Origin of the sequence: Acidovorax sp. 210-6, assembly GCF_010020825.1 — a bacterium.
GTDB classification, from domain to species: domain Bacteria; phylum Pseudomonadota; class Gammaproteobacteria; order Burkholderiales; family Burkholderiaceae_C; genus Simplicispira; species Simplicispira sedimenti.
This window is the reverse complement of sequence record NZ_JAACJE010000001.1, coordinates 3,175,079-3,198,005: the sequence shown is the minus strand read 5'-3', so window position 1 is coordinate 3,198,005 and position 22,927 is coordinate 3,175,079. Positions and strand designations below refer to the sequence as shown.

At 66.7% G+C, this 22,927-nt stretch carries 20 protein-coding genes and 1 tRNA gene; 11 read left to right on the top strand and 10 right to left on the bottom strand.

The genetic code is table 11. The annotated features are described in order from the left end of the window. Positions 1–89 precede the first annotated feature (89 nt). From GWK50_RS14810 to GWK50_RS14790, 5 genes are read left to right on the top strand one after another with little or no spacing between them, the layout of a single operon-like run. Positions 90–629: a DNA-deoxyinosine glycosylase gene (locus GWK50_RS14810; RefSeq protein ID WP_162017136.1), complete on the top strand. Its 540-nt coding sequence runs from the start codon at positions 90–92 to the stop codon at positions 627–629. Between the two features lie 10 nt (positions 630–639). After that, positions 640–1,404: a spermidine synthase gene (locus GWK50_RS14805; RefSeq protein WP_162017135.1), complete on the top strand. Its 765-nt coding sequence runs from the start codon at positions 640–642 to the stop codon at positions 1,402–1,404. A gap of 27 nt (positions 1,405–1,431) precedes the next feature. Then, a complete protein-coding gene (locus GWK50_RS14800; RefSeq protein ID WP_162017134.1) occupies positions 1,432–3,240 on the top strand; it encodes a GspE/PulE family protein in 1,809 nt (602 codons plus the stop codon). Positions 3,241–3,254: 14 nt separating this feature from the next. Then, entirely contained in the window at positions 3,255–4,562 is a 1,308-nt protein-coding gene (locus GWK50_RS14795; RefSeq protein WP_162017133.1) for a DUF3422 domain-containing protein, read from the top strand. 11 nt (positions 4,563–4,573) lie between these two features. Continuing rightward, entirely contained in the window at positions 4,574–5,020 is a 447-nt protein-coding gene (locus tag GWK50_RS14790) for a thioesterase family protein (RefSeq protein WP_162017132.1), read from the top strand. Positions 5,021–5,205: 185 nt separating this feature from the next. On the opposite strand, the gene GWK50_RS14785 is transcribed toward GWK50_RS14790, so the two are convergent. Together GWK50_RS14785 and GWK50_RS14780 are read right to left on the bottom strand one after the other, a co-directional pair. After that, positions 5,206–6,174 carry a M48 family metalloprotease gene (locus GWK50_RS14785; RefSeq protein WP_162017131.1) on the bottom strand — a complete coding sequence of 323 codons (969 nt, stop codon included), beginning with the start codon at positions 6,172–6,174 and terminating at the stop codon, positions 5,206–5,208. A gap of 10 nt (positions 6,175–6,184) precedes the next feature. Further along, positions 6,185–6,757, bottom strand: a complete 573-nt coding sequence (locus GWK50_RS14780) for an SH3 domain-containing protein (RefSeq protein WP_162017130.1) — start codon at positions 6,755–6,757, stop codon at positions 6,185–6,187. 79 nt (positions 6,758–6,836) lie between these two features. Between GWK50_RS14780 and GWK50_RS14775 the strand changes: the two genes are divergently transcribed. From GWK50_RS14775 to GWK50_RS14765, 3 genes are read left to right on the top strand one after another with little or no spacing between them, the layout of a single operon-like run. Next, positions 6,837–7,667, top strand: coding sequence for an SDR family oxidoreductase (locus GWK50_RS14775; protein WP_162017129.1), 831 nt, complete (start codon positions 6,837–6,839; stop codon positions 7,665–7,667). Between the two features lie 43 nt (positions 7,668–7,710). After that, positions 7,711–8,790 carry a TRAP transporter substrate-binding protein gene (locus GWK50_RS14770; RefSeq protein WP_162017128.1) on the top strand — a complete coding sequence of 360 codons (1,080 nt, stop codon included), beginning with the start codon at positions 7,711–7,713 and terminating at the stop codon, positions 8,788–8,790. Beyond that, the gene (locus GWK50_RS14765) at positions 8,787–11,420 is read left to right on the top strand and encodes an EAL domain-containing protein (RefSeq protein ID WP_162017127.1); all 2,634 of its coding nucleotides are present in this window, start codon (positions 8,787–8,789) and stop codon (positions 11,418–11,420) included. The genes GWK50_RS14770 and GWK50_RS14765 overlap by 4 nt, the downstream gene beginning before the upstream one ends. Positions 11,421–11,436: 16 nt before the next feature. Here the strand turns inward: GWK50_RS14765 and GWK50_RS14760 are convergent, their stop codons facing one another. Then, complete coding sequence (locus tag GWK50_RS14760; protein ID WP_162017126.1) at positions 11,437–12,336, bottom strand: DMT family transporter; 900 nt, start codon at positions 12,334–12,336, stop codon at positions 11,437–11,439. Between the two features lie 102 nt (positions 12,337–12,438). On the opposite strand from GWK50_RS14760, the gene GWK50_RS14755 reads away from it, so the two are divergent. Continuing rightward, a complete protein-coding gene (locus GWK50_RS14755) occupies positions 12,439–13,422 on the top strand; it encodes a quinone oxidoreductase (protein ID WP_162017125.1) in 984 nt (327 codons plus the stop codon). A 58-nt stretch (positions 13,423–13,480) separates the two neighbouring features. On the opposite strand, the gene GWK50_RS14750 is transcribed toward GWK50_RS14755, so the two are convergent. Next, positions 13,481–13,568, bottom strand: a tRNA-Ser gene (locus GWK50_RS14750). Between the two features lie 206 nt (positions 13,569–13,774). Here GWK50_RS14750 and GWK50_RS14745 point away from each other — a divergent pair. Next, positions 13,775–14,854 carry an adenylate/guanylate cyclase domain-containing protein gene (locus GWK50_RS14745; protein WP_162017124.1) on the top strand — a complete coding sequence of 360 codons (1,080 nt, stop codon included), beginning with the start codon at positions 13,775–13,777 and terminating at the stop codon, positions 14,852–14,854. A gap of 36 nt (positions 14,855–14,890) precedes the next feature. Here the strand turns inward: GWK50_RS14745 and GWK50_RS14740 are convergent, their stop codons facing one another. From GWK50_RS14740 to puuE, 5 genes are all read right to left on the bottom strand, one after another. Further along, on the bottom strand, positions 14,891–17,203 hold the full coding sequence (locus GWK50_RS14740; protein ID WP_162017123.1) for an NADP-dependent malic enzyme: 2,313 nt from the start codon (positions 17,201–17,203) through the stop codon (positions 14,891–14,893). A gap of 335 nt (positions 17,204–17,538) precedes the next feature. Then, positions 17,539–17,751 carry a hypothetical protein gene (locus GWK50_RS14735; RefSeq protein WP_162017122.1) on the bottom strand — a complete coding sequence of 71 codons (213 nt, stop codon included), beginning with the start codon at positions 17,749–17,751 and terminating at the stop codon, positions 17,539–17,541. 59 nt (positions 17,752–17,810) lie between these two features. Then, positions 17,811–19,070, bottom strand: a complete 1,260-nt coding sequence (locus GWK50_RS14730; protein WP_162017121.1) for an ArgE/DapE family deacylase — start codon at positions 19,068–19,070, stop codon at positions 17,811–17,813. Beyond that, the gene (uraD, locus tag GWK50_RS14725; protein ID WP_162017120.1) at positions 19,067–20,842 is read right to left on the bottom strand and encodes a 2-oxo-4-hydroxy-4-carboxy-5-ureidoimidazoline decarboxylase; all 1,776 of its coding nucleotides are present in this window, start codon (positions 20,840–20,842) and stop codon (positions 19,067–19,069) included. The genes GWK50_RS14730 and uraD overlap by 4 nt, the downstream gene beginning before the upstream one ends. 63 nt (positions 20,843–20,905) lie before the next feature. Next, on the bottom strand, positions 20,906–21,856 hold the full coding sequence (puuE, locus tag GWK50_RS14720; protein WP_162017119.1) for an allantoinase PuuE: 951 nt from the start codon (positions 21,854–21,856) through the stop codon (positions 20,906–20,908). Between the two features lie 97 nt (positions 21,857–21,953). Between puuE and uraH the strand changes: the two genes are divergently transcribed. Further along, entirely contained in the window at positions 21,954–22,304 is a 351-nt protein-coding gene (gene uraH, locus GWK50_RS14715; protein ID WP_162017118.1) for a hydroxyisourate hydrolase, read from the top strand. 101 nt (positions 22,305–22,405) lie between these two features. Here the strand turns inward: uraH and GWK50_RS14710 are convergent, their stop codons facing one another. After that, positions 22,406–22,870 carry a hypothetical protein gene (locus GWK50_RS14710; RefSeq protein ID WP_197905067.1) on the bottom strand — a complete coding sequence of 155 codons (465 nt, stop codon included), beginning with the start codon at positions 22,868–22,870 and terminating at the stop codon, positions 22,406–22,408. Positions 22,871–22,927: the final 57 nt, after the last annotated feature.

The window sequence follows — 22,927 nt, the reverse complement described above, 5'->3', positions numbered from 1 at the left end:
AAATGGCCGTTTGCGCTTGTTGGTCAAGCGCAGGCAGCTATTGATTTGATAGTAAATGTAACCACGGCACCCACCGCCTGCTGTCCGCCATGACGCCTCCTTCCCCCGCTGTGTCCTCCGCCGTGCCTGCCGCACGGTTGGCGGGCCTGCCGCCGGTGGTGGGCGCGGGCACCGTGGTGCTGGTGCTGGGCAGCTTCCCGGGCGTGGCCTCGCTGCGTGCGCAGCAGTACTACGCGCACCCGCAAAACCACTTCTGGCGCATCCTGCAGGCGCTGTGGCCGCAGCATGTCCTGCCCGGCCCTGAGGACTATGCCGGGCGCTGTGTCTGGCTGCTCGCGCGTGGGTTGGGCCTGTGGGACGTGTATGGCGCCTGCGAGCGCGAAGGCAGTCTCGACAGCCGCATCCGCAACGCTGAGGTGAACGATTTCGCCGGCCTGCGCCCACGTTGTCCGCGCCTGGCGGCCATCGTCCACAATGGCGGCGAGAGTTTTCGCCACGCGCGCGCCACGGCGCAGCTCGGCGTGCCGGTGCTCAAGCTGCCATCCACCAGCCCGGCGAATGCCTCGTGGAGCTTTGAGCGCAAGCGCGCAGCGTGGGCACAGGCCCTGGCCGCGCACGGACTCCTTTGACAAGAAACGAATGGCCCGCAAGAAAAACACCACCGCCGAACTGCCCGAGGTCAGCGTCTCCGACGATGGCGAGGTGCGCCACCTGCACCTGGGCACGCCCTGGATCCAGGGTTCCATGCGCATTGATGCGCCCTTTGACCTGGAGCTGGAATACATCCAGCGCATGATGGCCTGGCTGTTGTTCATGGAGCCCGAGGCCGTGCGCAAGGGCCATGCCATGCAACTGGGCCTGGGGGCAGGCGCCATCACCAAGTTCTGCCACAAGAAGCTGCGCATGTGCGCCACCGCCATCGAGCTGAACCCGCAGGTTCTGGCCGTGTGCCGCGCCTGGTTCAAGCTGCCGCCCGACGGCCCCAAGCTGCGCGTGGTGTTGGCCGACGCCGCGCAGGAAATCCGCAACCCGATGTGGCTGGGCACGGTGGACGCGCTCTGCGTCGATCTGTACGACGACAACGCAGCAGCGCCTGTGCTCGACAGCGCCGAGTTCTACGCCGACTGCCGCGCCCTGCTGAGCGAGGGCGGCTGCATGACGGTGAACCTGTTCGGTCGTGCATCGAGCTTTGCGCAGAGCGTGGAGAAGCTGGCGGCAGTGTTTGGCGAGGACGCTCTCTGGGCCTTCAAGCCCACGCGCGAGGGCAACACCGTGGTGCTGGCCCAGCGCACGCCCAGCCGTTTCAAGCGCGGCGAGCTGGCCGCGCGCTGCGCAGACATCCAGGAGCGCTGGGGCATTCCCACGGCCAAGTGGGTGCGCGGCTTCAAGCCCCTGGCCGACTGATTCTTCATCGTTTTCTGCCCACACACCATGCCTCCCCATTCCCACCGTTCCACGACCGCACAGGACAGTGCCCACGCCAAGCACCACGGCCCTCTGGATTGGCGCCGCGTCGTTGAGTGGCTCAGTGCCGATGGCGTGATCTCGCCCGATGAGGCGCAGCGCACCATTGCGCGCTGTTCGCAGGCAGAGAGCCGCCAGAACCCCCTGGTGCGCCTGGCCAACGTCGCCATGGAGCGCGCCAGCGACGGCAAGCCGCTGGACGTGGACATGCTCACCGAGTACCTGGCGCAGCGCAGCGGGCTGGAGTACCTGCGCATCGACCCGCTCAAGGTCGATGTGGGCAAGGTGGCCGACACCATGAGCGCCACCTACGCCGAGCGCCACAAGGTGCTGCCGGTGCAGGTGACGGCCAAGGAAGTCGTGGTGGCCACGGCCGAGCCCTTCATCACCGACTGGGTGGCCGAGGTCGAGCGCCAGTCCAAGCGCACGGTGCGTCGTGTCATTGCCAACCCGCAGGACATCCAGCGCTACACGGCCGAGTTCTTTGCGCTGGCCAAATCCGTGCGCGCCGCGCAAAAGGCGGGCGGCACCACGGTGTCCAACAGCTTCGAGCAGCTCGTCGAGCTGGGCAAGACGAACAAGCAGCTCGATGCCAACGACCAGGGCGTGATCCGCGTGGTGGACTGGCTCTGGCAGTACGCCTTTGACCAGCGCGCCAGCGACATCCACCTGGAGCCCCGGCGCGAGCAGGGCGTGATCCGTTTCCGCATCGACGGTGTGCTGCACCCGGTCTATCAGATGCCGCTGGGCGTGATGGCCGCCATGGTCGCGCGCGTCAAACTGCTGGGGCGCATGGATGTGGTGGAAAAGCGCCGCCCACAGGACGGCCGCATCAAGACGCGCAACCAGCGCGGCGACGAGGTGGAAATGCGCCTTGCCACGCTGCCCACGGCCTTTGGCGAGAAGATGGTGATGCGTATCTTTGACCCCGACAACGCCGTCAAGGGGCTGGATGCGCTGGGCTTTGGCACGCACGATGCGGGTCGCTGGGAATCGCTCATCAAGCGACCCTACGGCATCATCCTGGTGACCGGCCCCACGGGTTCGGGCAAGACCACCACGCTGTATTCCACGCTCAAGCGCGTGGCCACCGAAGAGGTCAACGTCTGCACGGTGGAAGACCCGATCGAAATGATCGAGCCCAGCTTCAACCAGACCCAGGTGCAGCCGCAGCTCGATTTCAGCTTTGCCGAGGGCGTACGCGCCCTCATGCGCCAGGACCCCGACGTCATCATGGTGGGCGAAATCCGCGACCTGGAAACCGCCGAAATGGCCGTGCAGGCTGCGCTGACCGGCCACCTGGTGTTCAGCACCCTGCACACCAACGATGCCCCCAGCGCCATCACCCGCCTGCTGGAGCTGGGCGTGCCGGCCTACCTTATCAGCGCCACGCTGCTGGGCGTTCTGGCCCAGCGCCTGGTACGCACGTTGTGCAAGGAGTGCAAGGAGCCCGACGACCAGCTCTCGCCCGAGGTGCTGGCCGAGGCGGTCAAACCCTGGAAGTTCAGCGGCACCTTCCAGCCCTACCGGCCGGTGGGCTGCATCGACTGCCGCATGACCGGTTTTCGCGGGCGCATGGGCTTGTACGAGTTGCTGACCGTGACCGAAGCGCTCAAGCAAGGTATCACCGCAGAGCCCTCCATCGATGGCTTGCGGCGCCAGGCCGTGCAGGATGGCATGCGGCCGCTGCGCATGGCCGGTGCGCTGCGGGCGGCGCAGGGCATCACCACGCTGGAGGAGGTGATTGCCGCCACCCCCAGCCCCACTTCGTACTGAGGGGTGTTGCCGCGATGAATGCCGCTGCTCCCTTTCTCACCTCCCTGCCGCCGCAGCACCCGCAACGTGCGCTGCTGCACAACGAGATCCATGCCCGCCCGCCGGAGGCCATTGAGGCGCCGGTGGCCAGTACCCACATCGTGATGTGGACCGACGCCGCCGCGCGCGAGGTCAGCCGTGCCCACCTGGGCACCTTGCTGCGCAACCACCACCAGCCCCAGCCCGATGCGGACACCACGCACTTGCGCGTGGACCTGGGGCCGGTGCGCATCCGCTGGGAAATGCACACCGAATTCGTGACCTGGACCTTCACCGTCCCGCTGCGCACCGAAGGTTTTGGCGACAGCGAGCCGGTGGGCGCGGCCCACAGCGTGCCGCGCGACTGGCTGGCCCAGTTGCCGGGCCATTGCCTGTGCGGCCTGAACCTGTGGGTGCTGCCCACGCGCGAGTTCGGTTCGGGCTCGCTGGTGCGGCATGTGCTCAATGAGGACGCGCTGGTGGCCTCCACCGTGGCCGATGGGCATGGCGAGGTCTATACCGACTTTGCCATCCATCCCGACGGCTACTCGCGCATGGTGCTGCTGGCGGGTGGCATGACGCCCCGGCGCCTGGGCCGCCTGGTGCAGCGCCTGCAGGAAATCGAAACTTACCGCATGGCCGCGCTGCTGGGCCTGCCCGCCGCGCGCGAGGCCGCCCAGGTGCTGGCGGGGGCCGAGCGCGAGCTGTCTGGGTTGGCCGATGCCATCCGCCTGGCCAACCGCGACGATGAGCCCGCGCTGCTGGACCGCCTCACGCGTTTGGCCGGGCAGGTCGAGAGCCAGTACGCAGCTACGCATTCGCGCTTTTCGGCGAGTACGGCCTATTTCGAGCTGGTGGATCGCCGCATCGCCGAGATTGCCGAATCGCGTCTGGCGGGTTTGCAGACCATCCGTGAGTTCATGGACCGGCGCCTGACCCCCGCACGGGGGACCTGCGACTGGGCCGCGCGGCGCCAGGAGGCGCTGTCGCGCCGCGTTTCGCGCATCAGCCAGTTGCTGCGCACGCGCGTGGAGATCGAGCAGCAGCAAAGCAGCCAGGCGTTGCTGGCCAGCATGAACCAGCGCCAGGACCTGCAGCTCAAGCTCCAGTCCACGGTGGAGGGGCTGTCCGTCGCCGCCATCACCTACTACATCGTTGGTCTGGTGAGCTATCTGGCCAAGGGGGCGCAAAAACTGGGCTGGCCGTTGTCCCCCGAAAGCACGGCTGCCATTGCCATTCCGGTGGTGGCGTTCAGCGTGTGGTGGTCGCTGCGCCGCCTGCACCACCGCATGTTCAAACACTGATATTTTTCATCATGCCCCGCATCCAGTTTGCGCTGCCAGAACGCTTTGTCTTTGCTACCGAGCTGCAGATCTACATCAGCCACGTCAACCAGGGCGGGCATCTGGACAACGCCCAGTTGCTCACCCTGGTGTCCGAGGCGCGCGTGCGCTTCTTCCAGGCCCTGGGCTACCGCGAGGCCGGGGTCGAGGGCCTGTCCATCGTGGTGGGGGACATCGTTGCGCAGTACAAGTCCGAGGGGTTCCACGGCGAAGTCATGCGGGTGGAGATGTTGCCCTCGGACTTCAACAAGTACGGGTTTGACATCGTGTACCGCATGACCGAGAAATCCACCGGTCGCGAGGTGGCGCGCGGAAAGCTCGGGGTGGTTTTCGTGCACCCGCAAAACAAGACTGTGGCCCTGGTGCCGCCGCGCTTCATGGAGCGCATCGCTGCACTCCATGCGGGCCTAGTGTCCTGAGTTGGAAATTCGTTTCATAAAAAGGCCGAGAATCGCCGCCATGCTGCGTTGCAAATCCGCGCGATAGCTACGGCTGTCGCTGTGGTTTGCGCCTTGCCTGGCAACGATCTCGACATTTTTACATCTTCAACGAATCTCCAGCTCAGAACACTAGCGGGGGCTTGAGCGCGCAGGGCGTCGATCCGCTATTTCTTGGCCTTGCGTCCGGCCGCACCACCGTCCTGACCACCGCCCAGGCGTTGCGCCACGGTCACACCGGGGCCGCCGGCGTAGGGGTCGAGCCTGCGGCCCATGGCCTGTTCCAACTGGTCCAGGCGGGTCTGTGCGGGGGGGTGGGTGGAAAGGGCCAGGGTGAACATGGGGTTGTCGGGCGTGGCCGTGCGCAGGTTTTGCAGCACCGACACCAGGCCATAGGGGTCGAACCCGGCGCGGGCTGCCAGGGCCACGCCTTCGCGGTCCGAATGGAACTCGTCGGTCTGGTCCAGGCCGCGGGCATACAGGTTGCGCCCCAGGGCAAACAGTTGCGAGGCCACCAGGTTGCCCACGGCGTTGGTCTTGATCTGCGATGCCACCAATTGGGTCACCACGCCGGACTGGGCGGTCTTGCGCATGGCGTGCAGGTGGTGCTTGGCGGTCACATGGGTGATCTCATGTGCCAGGATGCCCGCCAGTTCGGCCTCGTCGGCGCAACTGTCGATCAGGCCCTTGGTCACGAACACGTAGCCGCCGGGCGCGGCAAAGGCGTTGTAGCCCTTGTCGTCCAGCACGACGAAGGTCCAGGGCAGGTGGGGGCGCGTGGACTGCAGGCTGATCCAGCGCCCCAGTTGGTTCACATAGTGTTGCAGGCGCATGTCGGGGTGTAGCGGCTTGCTGCCCAGCAGCACCGAGGCCAGCTGGCGGCCGATATCGATCTCGCGCGCCTCGTCGATGTTCTCGACCGAGCGCGACAGCAGGCTGATCAGGTCGTCGCCCTGGGGCTGGGCGCTCTGGCCCGTCACGGCGCCCAGCAGGCCGCCGCCTGACGAGCCGCCACCCAGTGAGTTGAGCAGGTTCATCACCCCGCCCTGGGCCAGACCAAGAGCGGGAGCCAGTGACAGCGCCGCGCACAGGGCGGTGGTGCGCAGGCGATTGTGCAGGGAGGAGGGGGCAGTCATGGGGGGCTCCTCAATTGGCATAGGTGGAGTCTGTGGAAGGAGCCGTATTGCCCGAAGCCGGGCGCGGCGGTTCAGGCAGCGTTTCCACGGAACGCGGCTTCAAGGGGGCGGTGCTGGCAAACTGGCGCGCCTGGTCGGCGCTCAGACGCATCTTCTCGGCCTGGGTCACAGCAGCAGGGTTGGGCTGGGCGTTGGCGATGTCCTCGGCGCTCAGGCCGCGGATGCCCACGGTAGCGGTCGCCGTGGTGGTGCTGCCCCCGCCGAACAGGCCGCCCACGCTGCGCAGACCGCTGGCGGTGCTGTTGCTGCTGGCTGTGGCCGGTTGTGAGCCCAGGTCGAACATGTGTACCCAGCCTTCTGTGCCCTGCGGGGTGCGTACCTTGACCCAGGAACCCTTGCGGTCTCCGGTGCGGGCCACGCTGCTGTCGGCCGCCAGGGCGCCCCGGCTGGCCGCCTGGTCTCCCGGCGCTTCGCGCAACTCGGTGGCGCGCTTGATGGTGGCCTCCTGGGCCTGGGCCGAGCCCCACAGCAGCCCGAAAACCACGAACACCCGACTCAGGGCCTGCCAACTCGACGGTTTCATTGGAATCTCCACTTATGATCGCTTGCGCCCTGCCAGCGAGGCTATCGGGCGGGGCAAGCCATTGTGACGGGGGATTGTTATGGATTTGGGCATTGCAGGCAAATGGGCCTTGGTGTGCGGCGCCAGCAAGGGGCTGGGGCGGGGTTGCGCCGAGGCCTTGGTGCGCGAAGGGGTGAACCTGGTCATCAATGCCCGCAATGCCGATGTGTTGCAGCAGGCTGCTATTGATTTAATAGCTATTGGCGCTGATTCGGAGGGCGCTGGAGCCGTAAAACATCCTAAACCTCAGGTGCTGTGCGTGGCCGCAGACATCACCACGCCGCAAGGCCGCGAGGCCGTTTTTGCGGCACCCGGCGGGCCGGGCAAGGCCTTTGACATCGTGGTGACCAACGCCGCCGGGCCTGCGCCAGGGGATTTTCGCGACTGGGAGCGCGAGGCCTGGCTGCAGGCGCTGGACGCCAACATGTTGACGCCGATCGAGCTGATCCGTGCCACCGTGGACGGCATGGCCGAGCGCGGGTTTGGGCGCATCGTCAACATCACCTCCAGCGCCGTCAAGGCGCCCATCGACATCCTGGGTCTGTCCAACGGAGCGCGCAGCGGGCTGACGGGCTTTGTGGCCGGTGTGGCGCGCAGCCCGCTGGCGGCGCGCGGGGTCACGATCAACAACCTCTTGCCGGGCAAGTTCGACACCGACCGCCTCGCCTCCACCTTTGCCGCTCAAGCCGCGCGCACCGGCCGCAGCCTGCAGGAGGTGCGGGCCGCGCACACCGCGGCCATTCCGGCGGGGCGCCTGGGCGCAGCGCGGGAATTTGGCGCGATCTGCGCCTTTTTGTGCAGCGTGCATGCGGGCTACATTACCGGCCAGAACTGGCTGGCCGATGGGGGCGCCTATCCGGGCGTCCATTGACGGGGCCATGGTGCAGCACAAACGCCACAACGGGGGCCGGGGGATGTCCATCCAACAGCAGATTTTCTCAGTGCGCAGGGCGCCATGGGCGGCACTGGCCCTGGCTTGGGGCCTGCAGTCGGTGGGTCTGGCAGCAGAGCCGCCGCAATACCAGTTCCGTGTGGTGGGCGGTCTGGCGGGGGTCAGCCAGTACACGCAGTGGGAAGAACCGTTCTGGAGCCGTGAACTTCCGCGCATGAGCGGTGGGCGTTTCAAGGCCGACATCGTGCCCTTTGACCGGGCCGGTGTTCCGCGCGACGACATGCTGCGCTTGTTGCAACTGGGCGTGGTGCCGTTTGGCACGGTGTTGATGGGGTCCATGACGGCCAACTACCCCCAGTACACGGCGCCTGACCTTGCCGGTTTGAACCCGGACAGCGCCAGTCTCAAGCTCAGCGTGGCGGCATTCCGGCCGTTTCTGGAAAAGAGCCTGCGCGAACAGCATGGGGTGCAGCTGTTGGCGCTGTATGTCTATCCTGCGCAGGTCGTGTTTTGCAAGCGGCCGTTCGCGGCCCTGGCTGACTTGTCGGGCCGCCGCGTGCGTGTGTCCTCGGCCGCGCAGGCCGATTTTGTGGGCGCCTTGGGCGCCACACCGGTGCACACCGCGTTCGCGCAGATTGTTTCCAGTGTGCAGGCGGGCAGCATCGACTGCGCCATCACCGGCACGCTGTCGGGCAACGGGCTGGGGCTGCAGGCGGTCACCTCGCACATGCATGCCATGCCCTTGAACTGGGGCGTTGCCCTGTTTGCTGCCAACCTCAGTGCCTGGGAGGCCCTGCCTGCGGACCTGCGCACCCTGCTGCGCAAGGAGCTGCCCTTGCTGGAGGCCGCCATTTGGGAAGAGTCCGAACGCGACACGGCCCAGGGCATTGCCTGCAACACCGGGCAGAGCGCATGTACCAAGGGTGTCAAGGGCAACATGGTGCTGGTGCCCATCTCGGCGCAGGATGAGCGCAAGCGCCAGGACATTTTTGTGTCCACCGTACTGCCGCGCTGGCTGCAGCGCTGCGGACAGCGGTGTGCCGATATCTGGAACAAGACCATCGGGCCTGCCCGGGGATTGAGTGCTCCCGACCGACAATGACCCGCTTCCCACCTGAACGGATCAAACCAGCCCTCTGGCTGCTCGTTGCCTTGTTGGTGGCGGTGCTGGCCGGTGCGACCGCGTGGCAGGTCTGGTCCCTGCGCGAGAGCGCGGTGCGCACCAGCGAGGAGACGGTGGAGCGTTTCGTGTCAGGCGCCGAGGTGGCGCTCAACCACAACATGTTGTCCATCGACCTGTTGCTGTCGGGTGCCCAGGACATGTTGCAACTGCAGCCCAGCGCCGATGTGCAGGCCGAGAGCCGGATGCTGGCTGTGGTGGCACGGGGCAATCTGCTGGTCTCGCGGGTGGCTGTGGTGGACGCCCAGGGTCGGGTGCGAGCCTCTTCCGAACCTTCGGGTGCGCTGCAGGAGATGTCGCTGCCCACGGCTTTCCTGGCCGGTGTGGTGTCGTCGGCCGCGCAGCGGCTGTATATCAGTACGCCCGTGCTCAGTTTTGCCACCACCCAGCAGGTGCTCTACTTTGCTCGGCCTTTGGCCGGACGCGACGGGCAGCGGCTGGCGGCCGTGGCTGAGGTGCCGCTGGCCAAACTGGCCAACGTGCTGACGCAAGAGCATGAGGTGTCGGGCCTGGAGATTGTCTTTGAGCAGAACGATGGGCGCCGCATGTTGGCCCTGCCCGATTTGCCCGAGGCGGGGCCGATCCCGGCGCTGCGCAACGATGTCCCTTTGCCCGACCGTGCATGGAACATGCCTGCGCGCATCAGTGGCAAGCCCGCATTGGTGGTGTCGCGGCAATTGGTGTATCCCAACCTGCGGGTGTCGGTCAGCCTGCCCGAGGACCAGGCACTGGAGCGCTGGGAGTATGAGCGCAACATGGTGGCGGCTGCGGCACTGGTGTTTTGTGCCATGGTGCTGGTTGCTGCCGCGGTGACTGTGGCGGGGTTCGATCGCATGGCCCAGGTGCGCAAGGACATTGCCGATTCCAAAGCCTTGCTGGACCAGGCGCTGGAATCCATGGTCAGCGGCTTTGTGCTGCTCGATGCGCAGCAACGGGTGGTGCACTGGAATCGCCGGTTCATCGAGTTGTTTCCCTGGATGCGTGGCGTCATTGCGCCCGGCATGTCCTTTCGCAAGGTGTTGGAGCAATCGGTGGTTCACCACCTGCCTGCGGGCAGCGATGCCGAGCGCCAGCAATGGATAGCGCTGCGCCTGGCGCAGCAGCGGGAGGGCACCGGCGCGCACGAGCAGGTTTTGCCCGATGGGCATTGCATCCATGTGCTGGAGCGCGCCACCCCGGAGGGCGGGTGGGTCATCACCTACCACGATGTGACCGATCTGCGCCGAGCCAATGAGGAAATCGAGCACCTGGCCTTCTACGATCCTTTGACCGGTCTGCCCAACCGCCGTCTGTTGCTGGACCGGCTGGGCCAGGCATTGGTGCTGTCCCAGCGCTCGGGCAAGGTGGGCGCCTTGCTGTTTTTGGACCTGGACCACTTCAAGGACCTCAACGACACCTTGGGGCACGAAGTGGGCGACGAGCTGCTGCAAGCGGTGGCGCAACGCCTGTTGGCCAACGTGCGCGTGGCCGATACGGTGGCTCGCCTGGGGGGCGACGAGTTCGTGGTGATGCTCAGCGACCTCTCCACCAGCACCCAGGAAGCCGCCGCCTTGGCCCAGCGGATCGGTGAAAAGATCCTGCGCGGCCTCTCCGAGCCCTATGTGCTGCGTGGCCATGTCCACCAAGGTGCGGCCAGCATTGGCGCCACGCTGTTTGGCTCCAGTGCGCAGTCGGCCATCGAGTTGCTGCGTCAGGCCGACATTGCCATGTACCAGGTCAAGGCGCGCCGCGGCAATGCGCTGTGCTTCTTCGATCCGAAGATGCAGACCGCCATCAACGACCGGGCCCAGCTGGAAGCTGACCTGCGCCAGGCGCTTATCACCCAGCAGCTGGTGCTGCATTTTCAGCCCCAGGCCAGCTTGCAGGGCGAGGTGGTGGGCGCCGAGTGCCTGCTGCGCTGGCAGCACCCCCAACGCGGCATGGTTCCGCCGGGGCAGTTCATTGCGGTCGCCGAAGAAAGTGATCTCATCCTGCACATCGGGCAGTGGGTGCTGCACAGCGCCTGTTCCCAGCTGGCACGCTGGCAGGATCAGCCGCAGTGTGCGCACCTGCAGTTGTCGGTGAACGTCAGCGCACGCCAGTTCCGGCAGAGCGATTTTGTGCACCAGGTGATCGAGACCCTGCAGGTCACAGGCGCACGGGCGCACCTGCTCACGCTGGAGTTGACCGAGTCCCTGGTGCTCGACAACGTGGAAGACGCCATCGACAAGATGCACCAGCTGCGTACCAAGGGTGTGCGTTTCTCGGTGGACGATTTCGGCACCGGCTACTCGTCGCTGGCCTACCTTACGCGCCTGCCGCTGCACCAGCTCAAGATCGACCAGTCCTTCGTGCGCAACCTGGGGGTTCGACCTTCGGACGATGTCATCGTGCAGACCATCATCGGCATGGGCCGCAACCTGGATCTGGAGGTCCTTGCCGAAGGCGTGGAGACCGAGGCGCAAAAAGCCCTGCTCATTGCCCACGGCTGCGATCTGTATCAGGGCTACCTGCTGGCGCGCCCCATGCCGGTGGCCGATTTCGAGCACACGCTCAACAGCGGCGCCGCCTGAGCGCCGACTTCGGGCGTCAGCGTCGCGAGGAGACGACGATTCCGCCCACGATCAGCGCAAACGCCAGCGCATGGTAGGCACGCGGTGCCTCGCCCAGGAAGGCTGCCGACATCAGCGCAGCAAACAGCGGTGTGAGGTTGGAGAAGAACCCCGCAATCGCTGGCCCCGCACGCTGCACACCGATACCCCAGCAGCGGTAGGCCACCACGGCCGGCCCGATGGCGATAAAGGCCAGAGCAGCCACCAGCGGCCAGCCCCAGGTGATGTGGCTGGGGGCCAGCGCCCATTCGGCTCCGGCAAAGCCGCCCGACCAGAGCAGGCCGAAGACCATTTGGGCCATCAGAAAGGCCGCCCAGTCGCCACGCACGCTTGCGGGTTCGCTGGTGCGTACCAGCAGCCAGCTGTAAAAGGCCCAGGACACCGTGGCCAGCAGCATGAACACATCGCCCGGTACCAGCCGCAGCGACAGGAGCTGGCTCCACTCCCCACGGCTCAGCACCAGCAGCACCCCGGCCATGGACAGCGCGGCGCCCACCAGTTGCTGGCGCGTGACAGCGGCGCCAAAGCACAGGGCGCCCACGGCCAACATCCAGACCGGCATGCTGGATCCCACCAGGGTGACGTTGATGGGTGTGGAGGTCTGCAGCGCCAGGTACTGCAGTGCGTTGTAGGTGCCAATGCCCAGCAGCCCCAGCAAGGCATAGCGCCGCCAGTGCGGCCACACCGGGCTGTCAGGGCGCAGCACCCCATGGGCCAGCGGCAGCAGCAGCCCAAAGGCCAGCAGCCAGCGCAGAAAGTTCAGCGTGATGGGCGGCACCAGCTCGTGCACCAGCCGCCCGACCACGGCGTTGCCCGCCCACATCAGCGGCGCAATCACCAGGAGCACGGCCGTGCCTGGGGTCAGTGTGTGTCTCATACCGCCACTGTAGCGGGCTGCGGCGCGCAAGGCTTGCAGAAACATGGCACGATGCCAGGCATCATTGCCAGAATCCCGAACCACTGCAGGAGAGTGAACCCCATGAGCCTCGCCGTCCAGATCCGCCAGCCCGGTGGCCCCGAAGAACTCCAGCTCGTTGACGTGCCCGTGGGCGAGCCCGGCCCCGGTCAAATCCGCATCCGCCACCATGCCATCGGGCTCAATTTCATCGATGTGTACCACCGCACCGGCCTGTACCCGCTGACCATGCCCGCAGGCATCGGCATGGAGGGCGCGGGGGTGATCGAAGCTGTGGGTGAAGGCGTGACCCACCTGCGCCCCGGTGACCGCGCTGCCTATGCCAGCCAGCCGCCCGGTAGCTATTGCGAGGTGCGCGTGATGCCCGCCCAATGCGTCTGCCGCCTGCCCGATGCCATCGATTTTGAGACCGCCGCAGGCATGATGCTCAAGGGCCTGACGGCGCAATACCTGCTCAAGAAAACCCTGCCCGTCGAGGGGCTGCATGCGGGCGATTACGTGCTGTTCCATGCCGCCGCAGGTGGCGTGGGGCTGATCGCCTGCCAATGGGCCAAGGCCCTGGGTCTGCAACTGATTGCCACCGCAGGGACGGACGCCAAATGCCGCCTCGCGCTGGACCATGGTGCGGCCCATGCGATCAATTACCACACCGAGGATTTTGTCGCGCGGGTCAAGGACATCACCGCCGGCCGGGGCGTGAAGGTGGTGTACGACTCTGTGGGCAAGGACACCTGGGACAAGTCGCTGGACTGCCTGCGCCCCTTCGGACTGATGGCCAGCTTTGGCAATGCCTCGGGCCCGGTGCCGCCCTTTGCCCCTGGTGCGCTGGGGGCCAAGGGCTCGCTGTACGTCACGCGCCAGACGCTGTTTACGCACATCGCCACGCGCGAATCCACCCAGGCCATGGCCGACGAACTGTTCAACGTGGTGGCCAGCGGGCAGGTGCAGATCCGCATCGACCAACGCTACCCGCTGGCCCAGGTGCAACAGGCACACCGCGACCTGGAGGCGCGCAAGACCACGGGATCGACCATCCTCTTGCCCTGAGGTTTGCGGATCAGCAGACGAGGCTACCGTGTCCAGTGGTGATCCAGGGTTGTTGGTTTGGCGGAAGCTGTGAGATTCGAACTCACGAACCCTTGCGGGTTGCCGGTTTTCAAGACCGGTGCAATCGACCACTCTGCCAAGCTTCCTGAACATGAACGCTGCAGCAAGTCACAGCGGCGGTATTTGCGCCTGTGGCCTGCGAGCGATAAGCCCGCTATTTTAACGGTGTCTATCGGTGGATTGGACGCTTGCTTTCTCTTTGATAATGGCTTGACCGTCACTGCGCGCGGCCTTTGACTCGTAGCCATGGTTACCGTTGCGTCCATCGGGTGGCAATCTGGAGGTTTTATTGATGCAGCACACCGTTGTAAATGATTTTGCCGATCGCTTGCAGGCGCTGGTCCAGAGAGACACCGGGGCGACCCTGTCTGCCCAGGGACTGGCCGAGGTGCAGGCACTGTTGCAGGGGTGGCAGGTGCAGTCTTCGATGCCAGTGGCCGAGCCGGGCGCGCACGAGGTGACCTTGCTGCTTGCCGATCTGCGCGGCTTTGCGGTGCTGGCGGCCACGCGGCTTGCGCAGGAGGTGGTGGCGGTGCTCAACCGATGTCTGTCGCGGCTCAGCGCGGTGGTGTTCCGGCACCAGGGCACCATTGAGCAGTTCCTGGGGGATTCGATCCGGGTGGTGTTTGCCGACACTCCGGAGAAACAGGACCATGTGGAACGTGCGTTGGTGTGCGCGGTGGAAATGCAGCTGGCCATGCGCGACCTGAACCTGGAGCATTTGCGCGAGCACCTGCCGCAGGTCTATCTGGGCATAGGCATCAACACGGGCACGGTGATGGCGGGGCGCTTCGGGTCGGACCTGTTCTCGCAGTACACCGTGATCGGTGAAGAGGTGAACCTGGCTTCGCGCATCGAGGCGTTCAGCCTGCGCGGGCAGATTCTGATGAGCGAGTCCACCTACCAGCGCTGCTGGAACCTTGTGTCGGCCACCGCGCCCATGCAGGTGTGGGTCAAGGGCCGCAGCGAGCCGGTGGACATGCGCGAACTGGTGGCCATTCCGGCACGCCGGCTCAAGGTGCCGCGCCAGGAATTCCGCCGTAGCCACCGCGCGCAAACGCGGGTGCCTTGCCTGTGCCAGTTGGTGGAGGGCGATGACGTGCAGCCGCGCATCATCCACGCCACCATTCTGGACATGAGCTACCACGGGCTCATGCTGGAGCTGCCCGAGCACATCGATGTGCAGCGCGTGCTGCAACTGGAGTTTGAGCTGGCCCTGGTGGATTACCGGGCGGTGGGTGTGTATGCGCGGGTCATCAAGATCAAGCAGGAGCGCGGCCGCTGGATTGCAGGGATGGAGTTCACCGACATCAGCGAGGAATGCCGTCCCAAAGTGCAGATGTTCGTGCAGTTGCTCGTTGCTTCGCGCTGAGTGCGCCGTCCGCCGCAGCGGACGGCGCAGCCCCGATCAGCGCGCCGCCATGCGCGAGGCGCTGCTGGCCACGGCCAGGGCCGTCATGTTGAGCACACGGCGCACAGTGGCGGCGGGTGTGAGGATGTAGGCTGTGGCGGCTGCGCCCATGAGGATGGGGCCCACGGTCACGCCGCCGCTGGTGGTCGTCTTCAGCACGTTGTAGAGGATATTGGCCGAATCGATGTTCGGGCAGATCAACAGATTGGCCGAACCGGTGAGCGTCGAATCCGCCATGTAGGTGGCACGGATGTTGGGCTCCAGTGCGGCATCGCCGTGCAGTTCGCCGTCGCACTCGATCTCGGGGTGGCGCGCCACGAACAGGTCGCGCGCCTCGCGCATCTTGCGCGCCGAGGCGCGCTTGGACGAGCCGAAGGAGGAGTGCGACAGGAACGCCACCTTGGCCGGCAGGCCGAAGCGCTGCACTTCCTTGACCGAATGCCAGGCGATGTCGGCCAGCTGCTCTGCCGTGGGGTTCTCGTTCACATAGGTGTCGGCGATGAACAGCGGGCCGCGGTCGGTCATCAGTGCGTTGAGGGTGGCGTAGTCGGCCACGCCGGCCTCGTGGCCGATGATGCTGTGGATGCGCTCCAGGTGCGTCTCGAAGGTGCCCACCAAGCCGCAGATCATGGCGTCGGCGTCGCCCAGCTTGACCATCAGCGAGGCGATGATGGTGTTGGAGCGGCGCACGGCGGCCTTGGCCACCTCGGGCGTGGCGCCATTGCGCTTCATGATCTGGTGGTAGGTCTCCCAGTACTGGCGGAAACGCGGGTCGTCCGAGGGGTCGCAGACCTCCACGTCCACGCCCGGCTGGATGCGCAGCCCGGCCTTGGCGATGCGCGCGGCGATCACGGCGGGACGGCCAATCAGGATGGGGCGGGCGATGTGGTCGTCCACCGCGATCTGCGCGGCGCGCAGCGCGCGCTCGTCTTCGCCGTCGGCATAGGCCACGCGCTTTTGTGCGTCGGGCAGGGCCTTGGCGGCGTTGATGACCGGGCGCATCAGGATGCCGGTCTGGTACACAAAGCGCGAGAGGCTCTCCTTGTAGACCTCCATGTCTTCGATGGGGCGGGTGGCAACGCCCGAATCCATGGCCGCCTGGGCCACGGCCGGGGCAATCTTGAGGATCAGCCGGGTGTCGAACGGCGTGGGGATCAGATAGTCGGGGCCAAAGGTCAGCTCCTTGCCCGCATAGGCCGTGGCCACTTCTTCGCTGATATCGGCTTTGGCCAGCTCGGCGATCTGGCGCACGCAGGCCAGCTTCATGGCCTCGGTGATCTTGGTGGCGCCGCAGTCGAGTGCGCCGCGGAAGATGTACGGGAAGCACAGGACATTGTTGACCTGGTTCGGGTAGTCCGAGCGGCCCGTGGCGATGATGCAGTCCGGGCGGACGGCCTTGGCCAGTTCGGGGCGGATCTCGGGCTCGGGGTTGGCCAGCGCCAGGATGATGGGTTTGGCCGCCATGGTCTTGACCATTTCGGCCGTGAGCACGCCAGGGGCCGAGCAGCCGAGGAACACGTCGGCCCCGTTCACCGCATCGGCCAGGGTGCGTGCCTCGGTCTTTTGCGCGTACTGGGCCTTGGATTCGTCGTAGCCACCGGGGCGGCCTTCGTAGATCACGCCCTTGGAGTCACAGACGAAGATGTTCTCGCGCTTCACGCCCAGGCCCACCATCACGTTCAGGCAGGCAATGGCGGCGGCGCCAGCGCCCGAGACGGCGATCTTCACGGCGCCAATGTCTTTGCCCACCAGCTCCAGGCCGTTGAGCAGCGCGGCGCTGGAGATGATGGCCGTGCCGTGCTGGTCGTCATGGAACACCGGGATGTTCATGCGCTTGGAGAGCTCTTGCTCGATGTAAAAACACTCGGGCGCCTTGATGTCCTCGAGGTTGATGCCGCCCAGCGTGGGCTCCAGGCTGGCGATGATCTCGATCAGCTTGTCGGGGTCACGCTCGGCCAGTTCGATGTCGAACACATCGACGCCAGCGAACTTCTTGAACAGGCAGCCCTTGCCCTCCATCACCGGCTTGCCGGCCAGCGGGCCGATGTCGCCCAGGCCCAGCACGGCGGTGCCGTTGGTGATCACGCCCACGAGGTTGCCGCGCGAGGTGTAGTCGAAGGCTTTGGTCGGGTCGGCCTGGATGTCCAGGCAGGGGTAGGCCACGCCGGGAGAATAGGCCAGGGACAGGTCGCGTTGGTTCGACAGGGGCTTGGTGGGCGTGACGGCGATTTTTCCCCGGCTGGGATTGCGGTGGTATTCGCGTGCTGCGTCACGCAGGGCGGATTCGGCCGCCGAGAGATTCTGGGTCATACAAAGAGCTGGAAAGCCAGGACGGTTGAGCGATGGACAAGCGTAGCTGATGCGGGCGCGGCCACAAGGGCCTGGCCATGCCGATAGGGCATGACGCCAATGTACCCCCTGGAGCCATGGCTGCAAGGGGCAGCGCCAGCGTGCCGTGGGTTTTCGGGCAGCGCGCGGGCCGGGCACAGGTGGGTGCGGGCTTGGCGTGGGGCGCCCGGTTCGCGAAGGTGTCGCGCGGGGCGCCAGGAAAAAACGACCACGGCTGTGGTCAGGGCGCACAGGATAACGGATTTAAAGCACGTGCGTTCACAAAGGTGCCGTGGCACACCTGCCGCAGCAGGGGTTCAGCGGGCCGCTGGTGGGGGCGGCTTGAAGCCCATGGCCTGCATTTCTTCGGGCGACAACTCCAGCTCCGCCACCTCGGGCTGGCGCGGTTCGACGGTGTTGCGCCGCTCATAGCTGGCGGCGGGCCCAACGTCCTGCTGCCTGCGGTCAGCGCCCGAGCGGCGGTCGGTGGTGGCCTTGCGTTCGTCGGCGGGTGGGGTGGACTTGGTCATGGCGGTGCTCGCGAGAAAACGCTGTTTTCAGTATGCCTCAGTCACGCGCGCTTGGGTAGTCAGGCCAGCAGATCCAGCAGACTGCGCGCGATCACCTGGGTGGCGCGGCGCAGGTCGTCCAGCTCCAGGCGCTCGTCGGCGCGCTTGGCATGGGATTCGAGTACGGTGCGCGGCCCGGCGCCGTAGATCACGCCGGGGATGCCGCGCTCTGCGTACAGCCGCACGTCGGTGTACAGCGGCGTGCCCACGGCGGGCGGCATGTGGCCGAACACCGCCTGCCCGTGTCTTTGCAGGGCCTGCACCAGCGGCGCGTTGCCGGGCAGCGGTGTCATGGCGCGGGCCAGCAGCAGGCGCTGGATGTCGGCCCGCGCCGCACTCTCGCCGTGGTGGCCGCGCTCGGCGTTGAAGCGCTCCAGGGCCTGCGCAATCACGCTGCGGATGCGTGCTTCCACCTCGGCCGGGTTCTCCTCGGGGATCATGCGGCGGTCCAGCTTGAACTGCACCTTGCCGGGGACGACGTTGGTGTTGGTGCCGCCTTCGATGCGGCCCACATTCAGATACGGGTGGGTGATGCCCGGCACCTGCGAGCGCACCTGCCGGTAGGCCTGGTTTTCGGCGTACAGCGCGTTCAGGATGGCGACGGCGGCCTGCAGTGCATCCACCCCGGTGTGCGGCACGGCGGCGTGGGCCATGGTGCCGTGCACGGTCACCTCCATCTGCAGGCAGCCGTTGTGCGCGGTGACCACCTCGTAGGAAAAGCCCGCCGCAATCAAGAGGTCGGGTTGGGTCAGGCCGTGCTTGAGCAGCCAGCCCGGCCCCAGCTCGCCACCAAATTCCTCGTCGTAGGTGAAGTGCAGCTCGATGGCGCCCTGGGTGGGCCGGGCCACGGCCTCCAGCGCACGCACGGCGAAGGTGAAGCTGGCGAAATCGCTCTTGCTCACGGCGGCGGCGCGGCCGTAGAGCTTGCCGTCCTCGATCTCGGCGCCGTAGGGGTCATGCGTCCAGCCCTCGCCGGGCGGCACGACGTCGCCGTGGGCATTGAGCGCGATGGTTCGGCCGCCATCCCCGTAGGGCCTGCGCACGATGAGGTTGGTGATGGACTGCATGCCGCAGGCCTGCACCTCGGCGGCGGGCACGGGGTGCTTTTCAGCGGTGTAGCCAAAGCCCTGCAGCAGCTCGGCCGTGCGCTCGGCGTGCGGGGCGTTGTTGCCTGGCGGCGTGTCGGTGGGCACGCGCACCAGGGCCTGCAGAAAGCGCACTTCCTCGTCGAAATGCTGGGCTATCCAGGCGTCGAGCCGGGCGTAGGTGTCGGGGGTCATGCGGGCTCCAGGGAAAGTTGCAACAACAGGTGGTTGAAGGCCTCCACGGCCAGTTGCATGTCGTTGTGGGTGGTCGATTCGAGCGGGTTGTGGCTGATGCCGCCGTTCTCGCCGCGCACGAAGAGCATGGCCTGGGGCAGGATCTCGTGCAGCTTCATGGCGTCGTGCCCGGCGCCGCTGGGCATGCAGTGCACCGGCAGGCCCAGCGCGGCCACGGCGCGCTCCCAGCGCTGCTGCCACTGCGGCGCGCTGGGTGCGGCGCTGGCGCGCATGGTTTCCTCCAGCGTGCAGCGCAGGCCGCGCCGCTGCGCGATGCGCAGCAGTTCCTGCAGCACGTCCTGCGCCAGCGCATCGCGCTGCGCATCGGTGGGGGCGCGCAGGTCCAGCGAGAACTGGCAGCGTCCCGGCACCACGTTGATGGAGCCGCCGGGCACGTTGAGCAGGCCGATGGTGCCCACCGAGTCGCCGTCGCGCGCGGCGCGCTGCTCCACGTACAGCGCTAGTTCCGCCACGCCGGCGGCCGCATCGCGGCGCCGGTCCATGGGCGTGGTGCCCGCGTGGCTGGCCATGCCGACCATCTCGCCCACATAGCGCACGCTGCCGTTGATGGAGCTGACCACGCCCAGCGGCAGGTCGAGTTCGCACAGCACCGGCCCCTGCTCGATGTGCACCTCGACAAAGCCCAGGTAGTGCGCCGGGTCGCGCCGCAGCCGGGGGATGTCGTCCACGCACAGGCCTGCCTGCTGCATGGCCTCGCGCATCGTCACGCCGTTGTCGTCCTTCTGCTCCAGCCATTCGGGCTGGAAGTCGCCGATGAGCGCGCCCGAGCCCAGGAAGGTGGCCTTGTAGCGCTGGCCTTCCTCCTCGGCGAAGGCCACCAGTTCGATGCCGAAGGGCAGGCGGCGGCCCGCGCGGTGCAGCTCGCGCACACAGGCCATGGGCACGAAGATGCCCAGCCGCCCGTCGTACTTGCCGCCGTTGCGCACCGTGTCGTAGTGCGATCCGGTCAAGAGGGTGCGGGCCTGCGGCGTGGCCGCGTGGTAGCGGCCCACCACGTTGCCCACGGCGTCCACCTCCACCTCGTCGAAGCCGCATTCGCGCATCCATTGGCTGATCGTTTGCGCGCAGGCGCGGTGGGCCTCGGTGAGGTAGGTGACGGTGAGTTGCCCCTTCTCGGCATAGCCGGGGTCGGAGTGCTGGGCCAGCCGTTCGTGCCAGTCCCACACATCGCCGCCGATCAGTGGCTCGGCGCCAAACTTGTCGTTCAGCCGGATCTCGGCGATGCGGTGGATGTTGCGCAGCGCCTCGGCGCGCTCGACGTCGGGGTGGTTGTCCAGGCGGCGCGCGAAGGTGTCGATGATCTGCGCGCGCGTCAGCCCCGTGCCGCGCGGCCCGCGCACGGCCAGGATGAAAGGGAAGCCAAAGCGCGCGTTGTAGTCCCGGTTGAGCTGCTGCAGTCGCGCAAATTCTTCGGGCGAGCAGTGCGTGAGGCCTGCCGCGCTCTGTTCGTGCGTGGATTCGGCGGTCAGGCTTTGCGCCACCATGGCCTTGCCCGCCAGTTCGGGGTGGGCGCGGATCAGCGCAAGCTGCGCCTCGGTGCCGGCCTGGCGCACGGCCTGCGCCATGGCGTGCTTGAGGTGCGCGAGCGAGCGAAAGGGCCGCTCGCGCAGCGCGGCCTGGGCGATCCAGGGCGAGTGTTCGTAGATGCCGTCCAGCAGTTGCAGCGCCTGGTCGGTATGCGCGGTGTTGAGTTGTCCGAGGCTCAAGGGCACTGAAATGCTCCTAAAATGATAGCTTATTGCGCTTTATTTGTAAGCGCTGGAGGCATATTTTGTTCAAATTGCTGGGGCAGGATAGTGGTGCTGCCAGTGGTGCGCGATGTCGATGCGCCGCGCCACCCACACCTGATCATGGCGCTGGATGTGGTCCAGAAAACGCTGCAGCGCCGTGATGCGCCCGGGGCGGCCGAGCAGGCGGCAGTGCATGCCGATGCTCATCATCTTGGGCCGGTCCAGGGCGGCGGGGTCGCCCTCGGCGTAGAGCGCGTCGAAGGTGTCCCGCATGTACTGGAAGAACGGCTCGGCGTGCGAATAGCCCTGGGGCAGGGCAAAGCGCATGTCGTTGCAGTCCAGCGTGTAGGGCACGATGAGCTGGGGCACCACCGTGCCATCGGTCCGGCGCACCTGCATCCAGAACGGCAGGTCGTCGCCGTAGTAGTCGCTGTCGTAGGCAAAGCCACCGAAATCGGCCACCAGGCGGCGCGTGCGCGGGCTGTCGCGGCCGGTGTACCAGCCCAGGGCACGGGTGCCGGTCAGGCGCTCGATGATGGCCATGGCCTCCTGCAGGTGGGCGCGCTCCACGTCCTCGGGCACGTTCTGGTAGTGGATCCACTTGAGGCCATGGCAGGCGATCTCGTGGCCCAGCTCGGTGAACGCTGTGCAGACCTCGGGGTGGCGCTGCAGCGCGGTGGCCACGCCGAACACTGTGAGCGGCAGGCCGCGCTGCTCGAACTCGCGCAGGATGCGCCAGACGCCCGCGCGCGCGCCGTATTCGTAGATGCCCTCCATGCTCATGTGCCGCTCGGGGTAGCTGGCCGGGTTGAACATCTCGGAGAGGAACTGCTCCGAACCCGCGTCGCCATGCAGCACGCAGTTCTCGCCGCCTTCCTCGTAGTTCAGCACGAACTGCACGGCAATGCGCGCGCCGCCGGGCCAGCGGGCGTGCGGCGGGTGGCGGCCGTGGCCGACGAGGTCGCGCGGGTAGGGCAGGGTGGTGTCGTAGGTCATGTTGCAGGCACCGCAGGGAGATGGGGGAATCATAGGCACAGCCGCCCAGGCTGCCTACACTTGCAACATCGCACGCACGCCACCAGGAGACTTCGCCATGGGCCTGAGCACCCACGTACTGGACACCATGCACGGCTGCCCCGCTGCGGGCATGGCCGTGACGCTGTATGCCACCGAGGGCGAGAGCGCCACGCTGCTTCAGCGTGTGGTGCTCAACCGCGATGGCCGCACCGATGCGCCGCTGTTCGACAACACCAGCCTGCGCGTGGGCACCTACCGCCTGCGCTTTGACGTGGCGGGCTACTTCAGGGCGCGCGGTGTGCAGTTGCCCGAACCCCCGTTCCTGGACCAGGTGAACCTGGACTTCGGCATTGCCCATACCGACCAGCACTACCACGTGCCGCTGCTGGTGAGCCCCTGGAGCTATTCGACCTACCGGGGGTCTTGAGGGTGCTATCAAAAAATGAGCTGCTGGCGCTTGTGCTCAGGCCGATTAGGAATGAAAAGTGCCTGAAATTGCCTGAAATCATGCGCTGGGCGCTATGGATTTCAGAGCTGCCCCTCGGTCAGCGTGTCGAGCTGGAAGCGCCCGCTTTTGTCCCACAGCCAGGTGTCGGTGTAGGTGACCTTGCCCATGCGTGCAGGCAGCGGAAAGGGCGCCGCAGCGCGCACCGTGCGCTCGATCTCGGCCACCACCTCGGGCGCGTGGCGCGGTGCGCGCAGCCAGCGCACGCCGCTCACGCGGCCCTTGCGGTCGATGTCCACCTCCAGCACGCCAATGGCGTAGAGCATGGACGGCAGCTTGCCCTGGTAGATGCGCTCGGCGTTGAGCGCATACAGGTGGGTGGCCGCGTCCTTGCGGTAGTCGCGCGGATTGCGGGCCTCCGAAGGGGGCGAGATCTGCGTGACCGGGCCCAGGGTGCTGGGGCTGTCGCTGCCTGGGTGCTTGCCGGGGGCAATGGTGCTGACCGGCGAGGATTTGCAGGCCGCCACCACGGCAGCCACGCCCGCCATCAGGCCTGCCAGCAGCCAGTGGGTGCGCTTGGTGCTGCGTTGCGAAGGTTTGGGGTC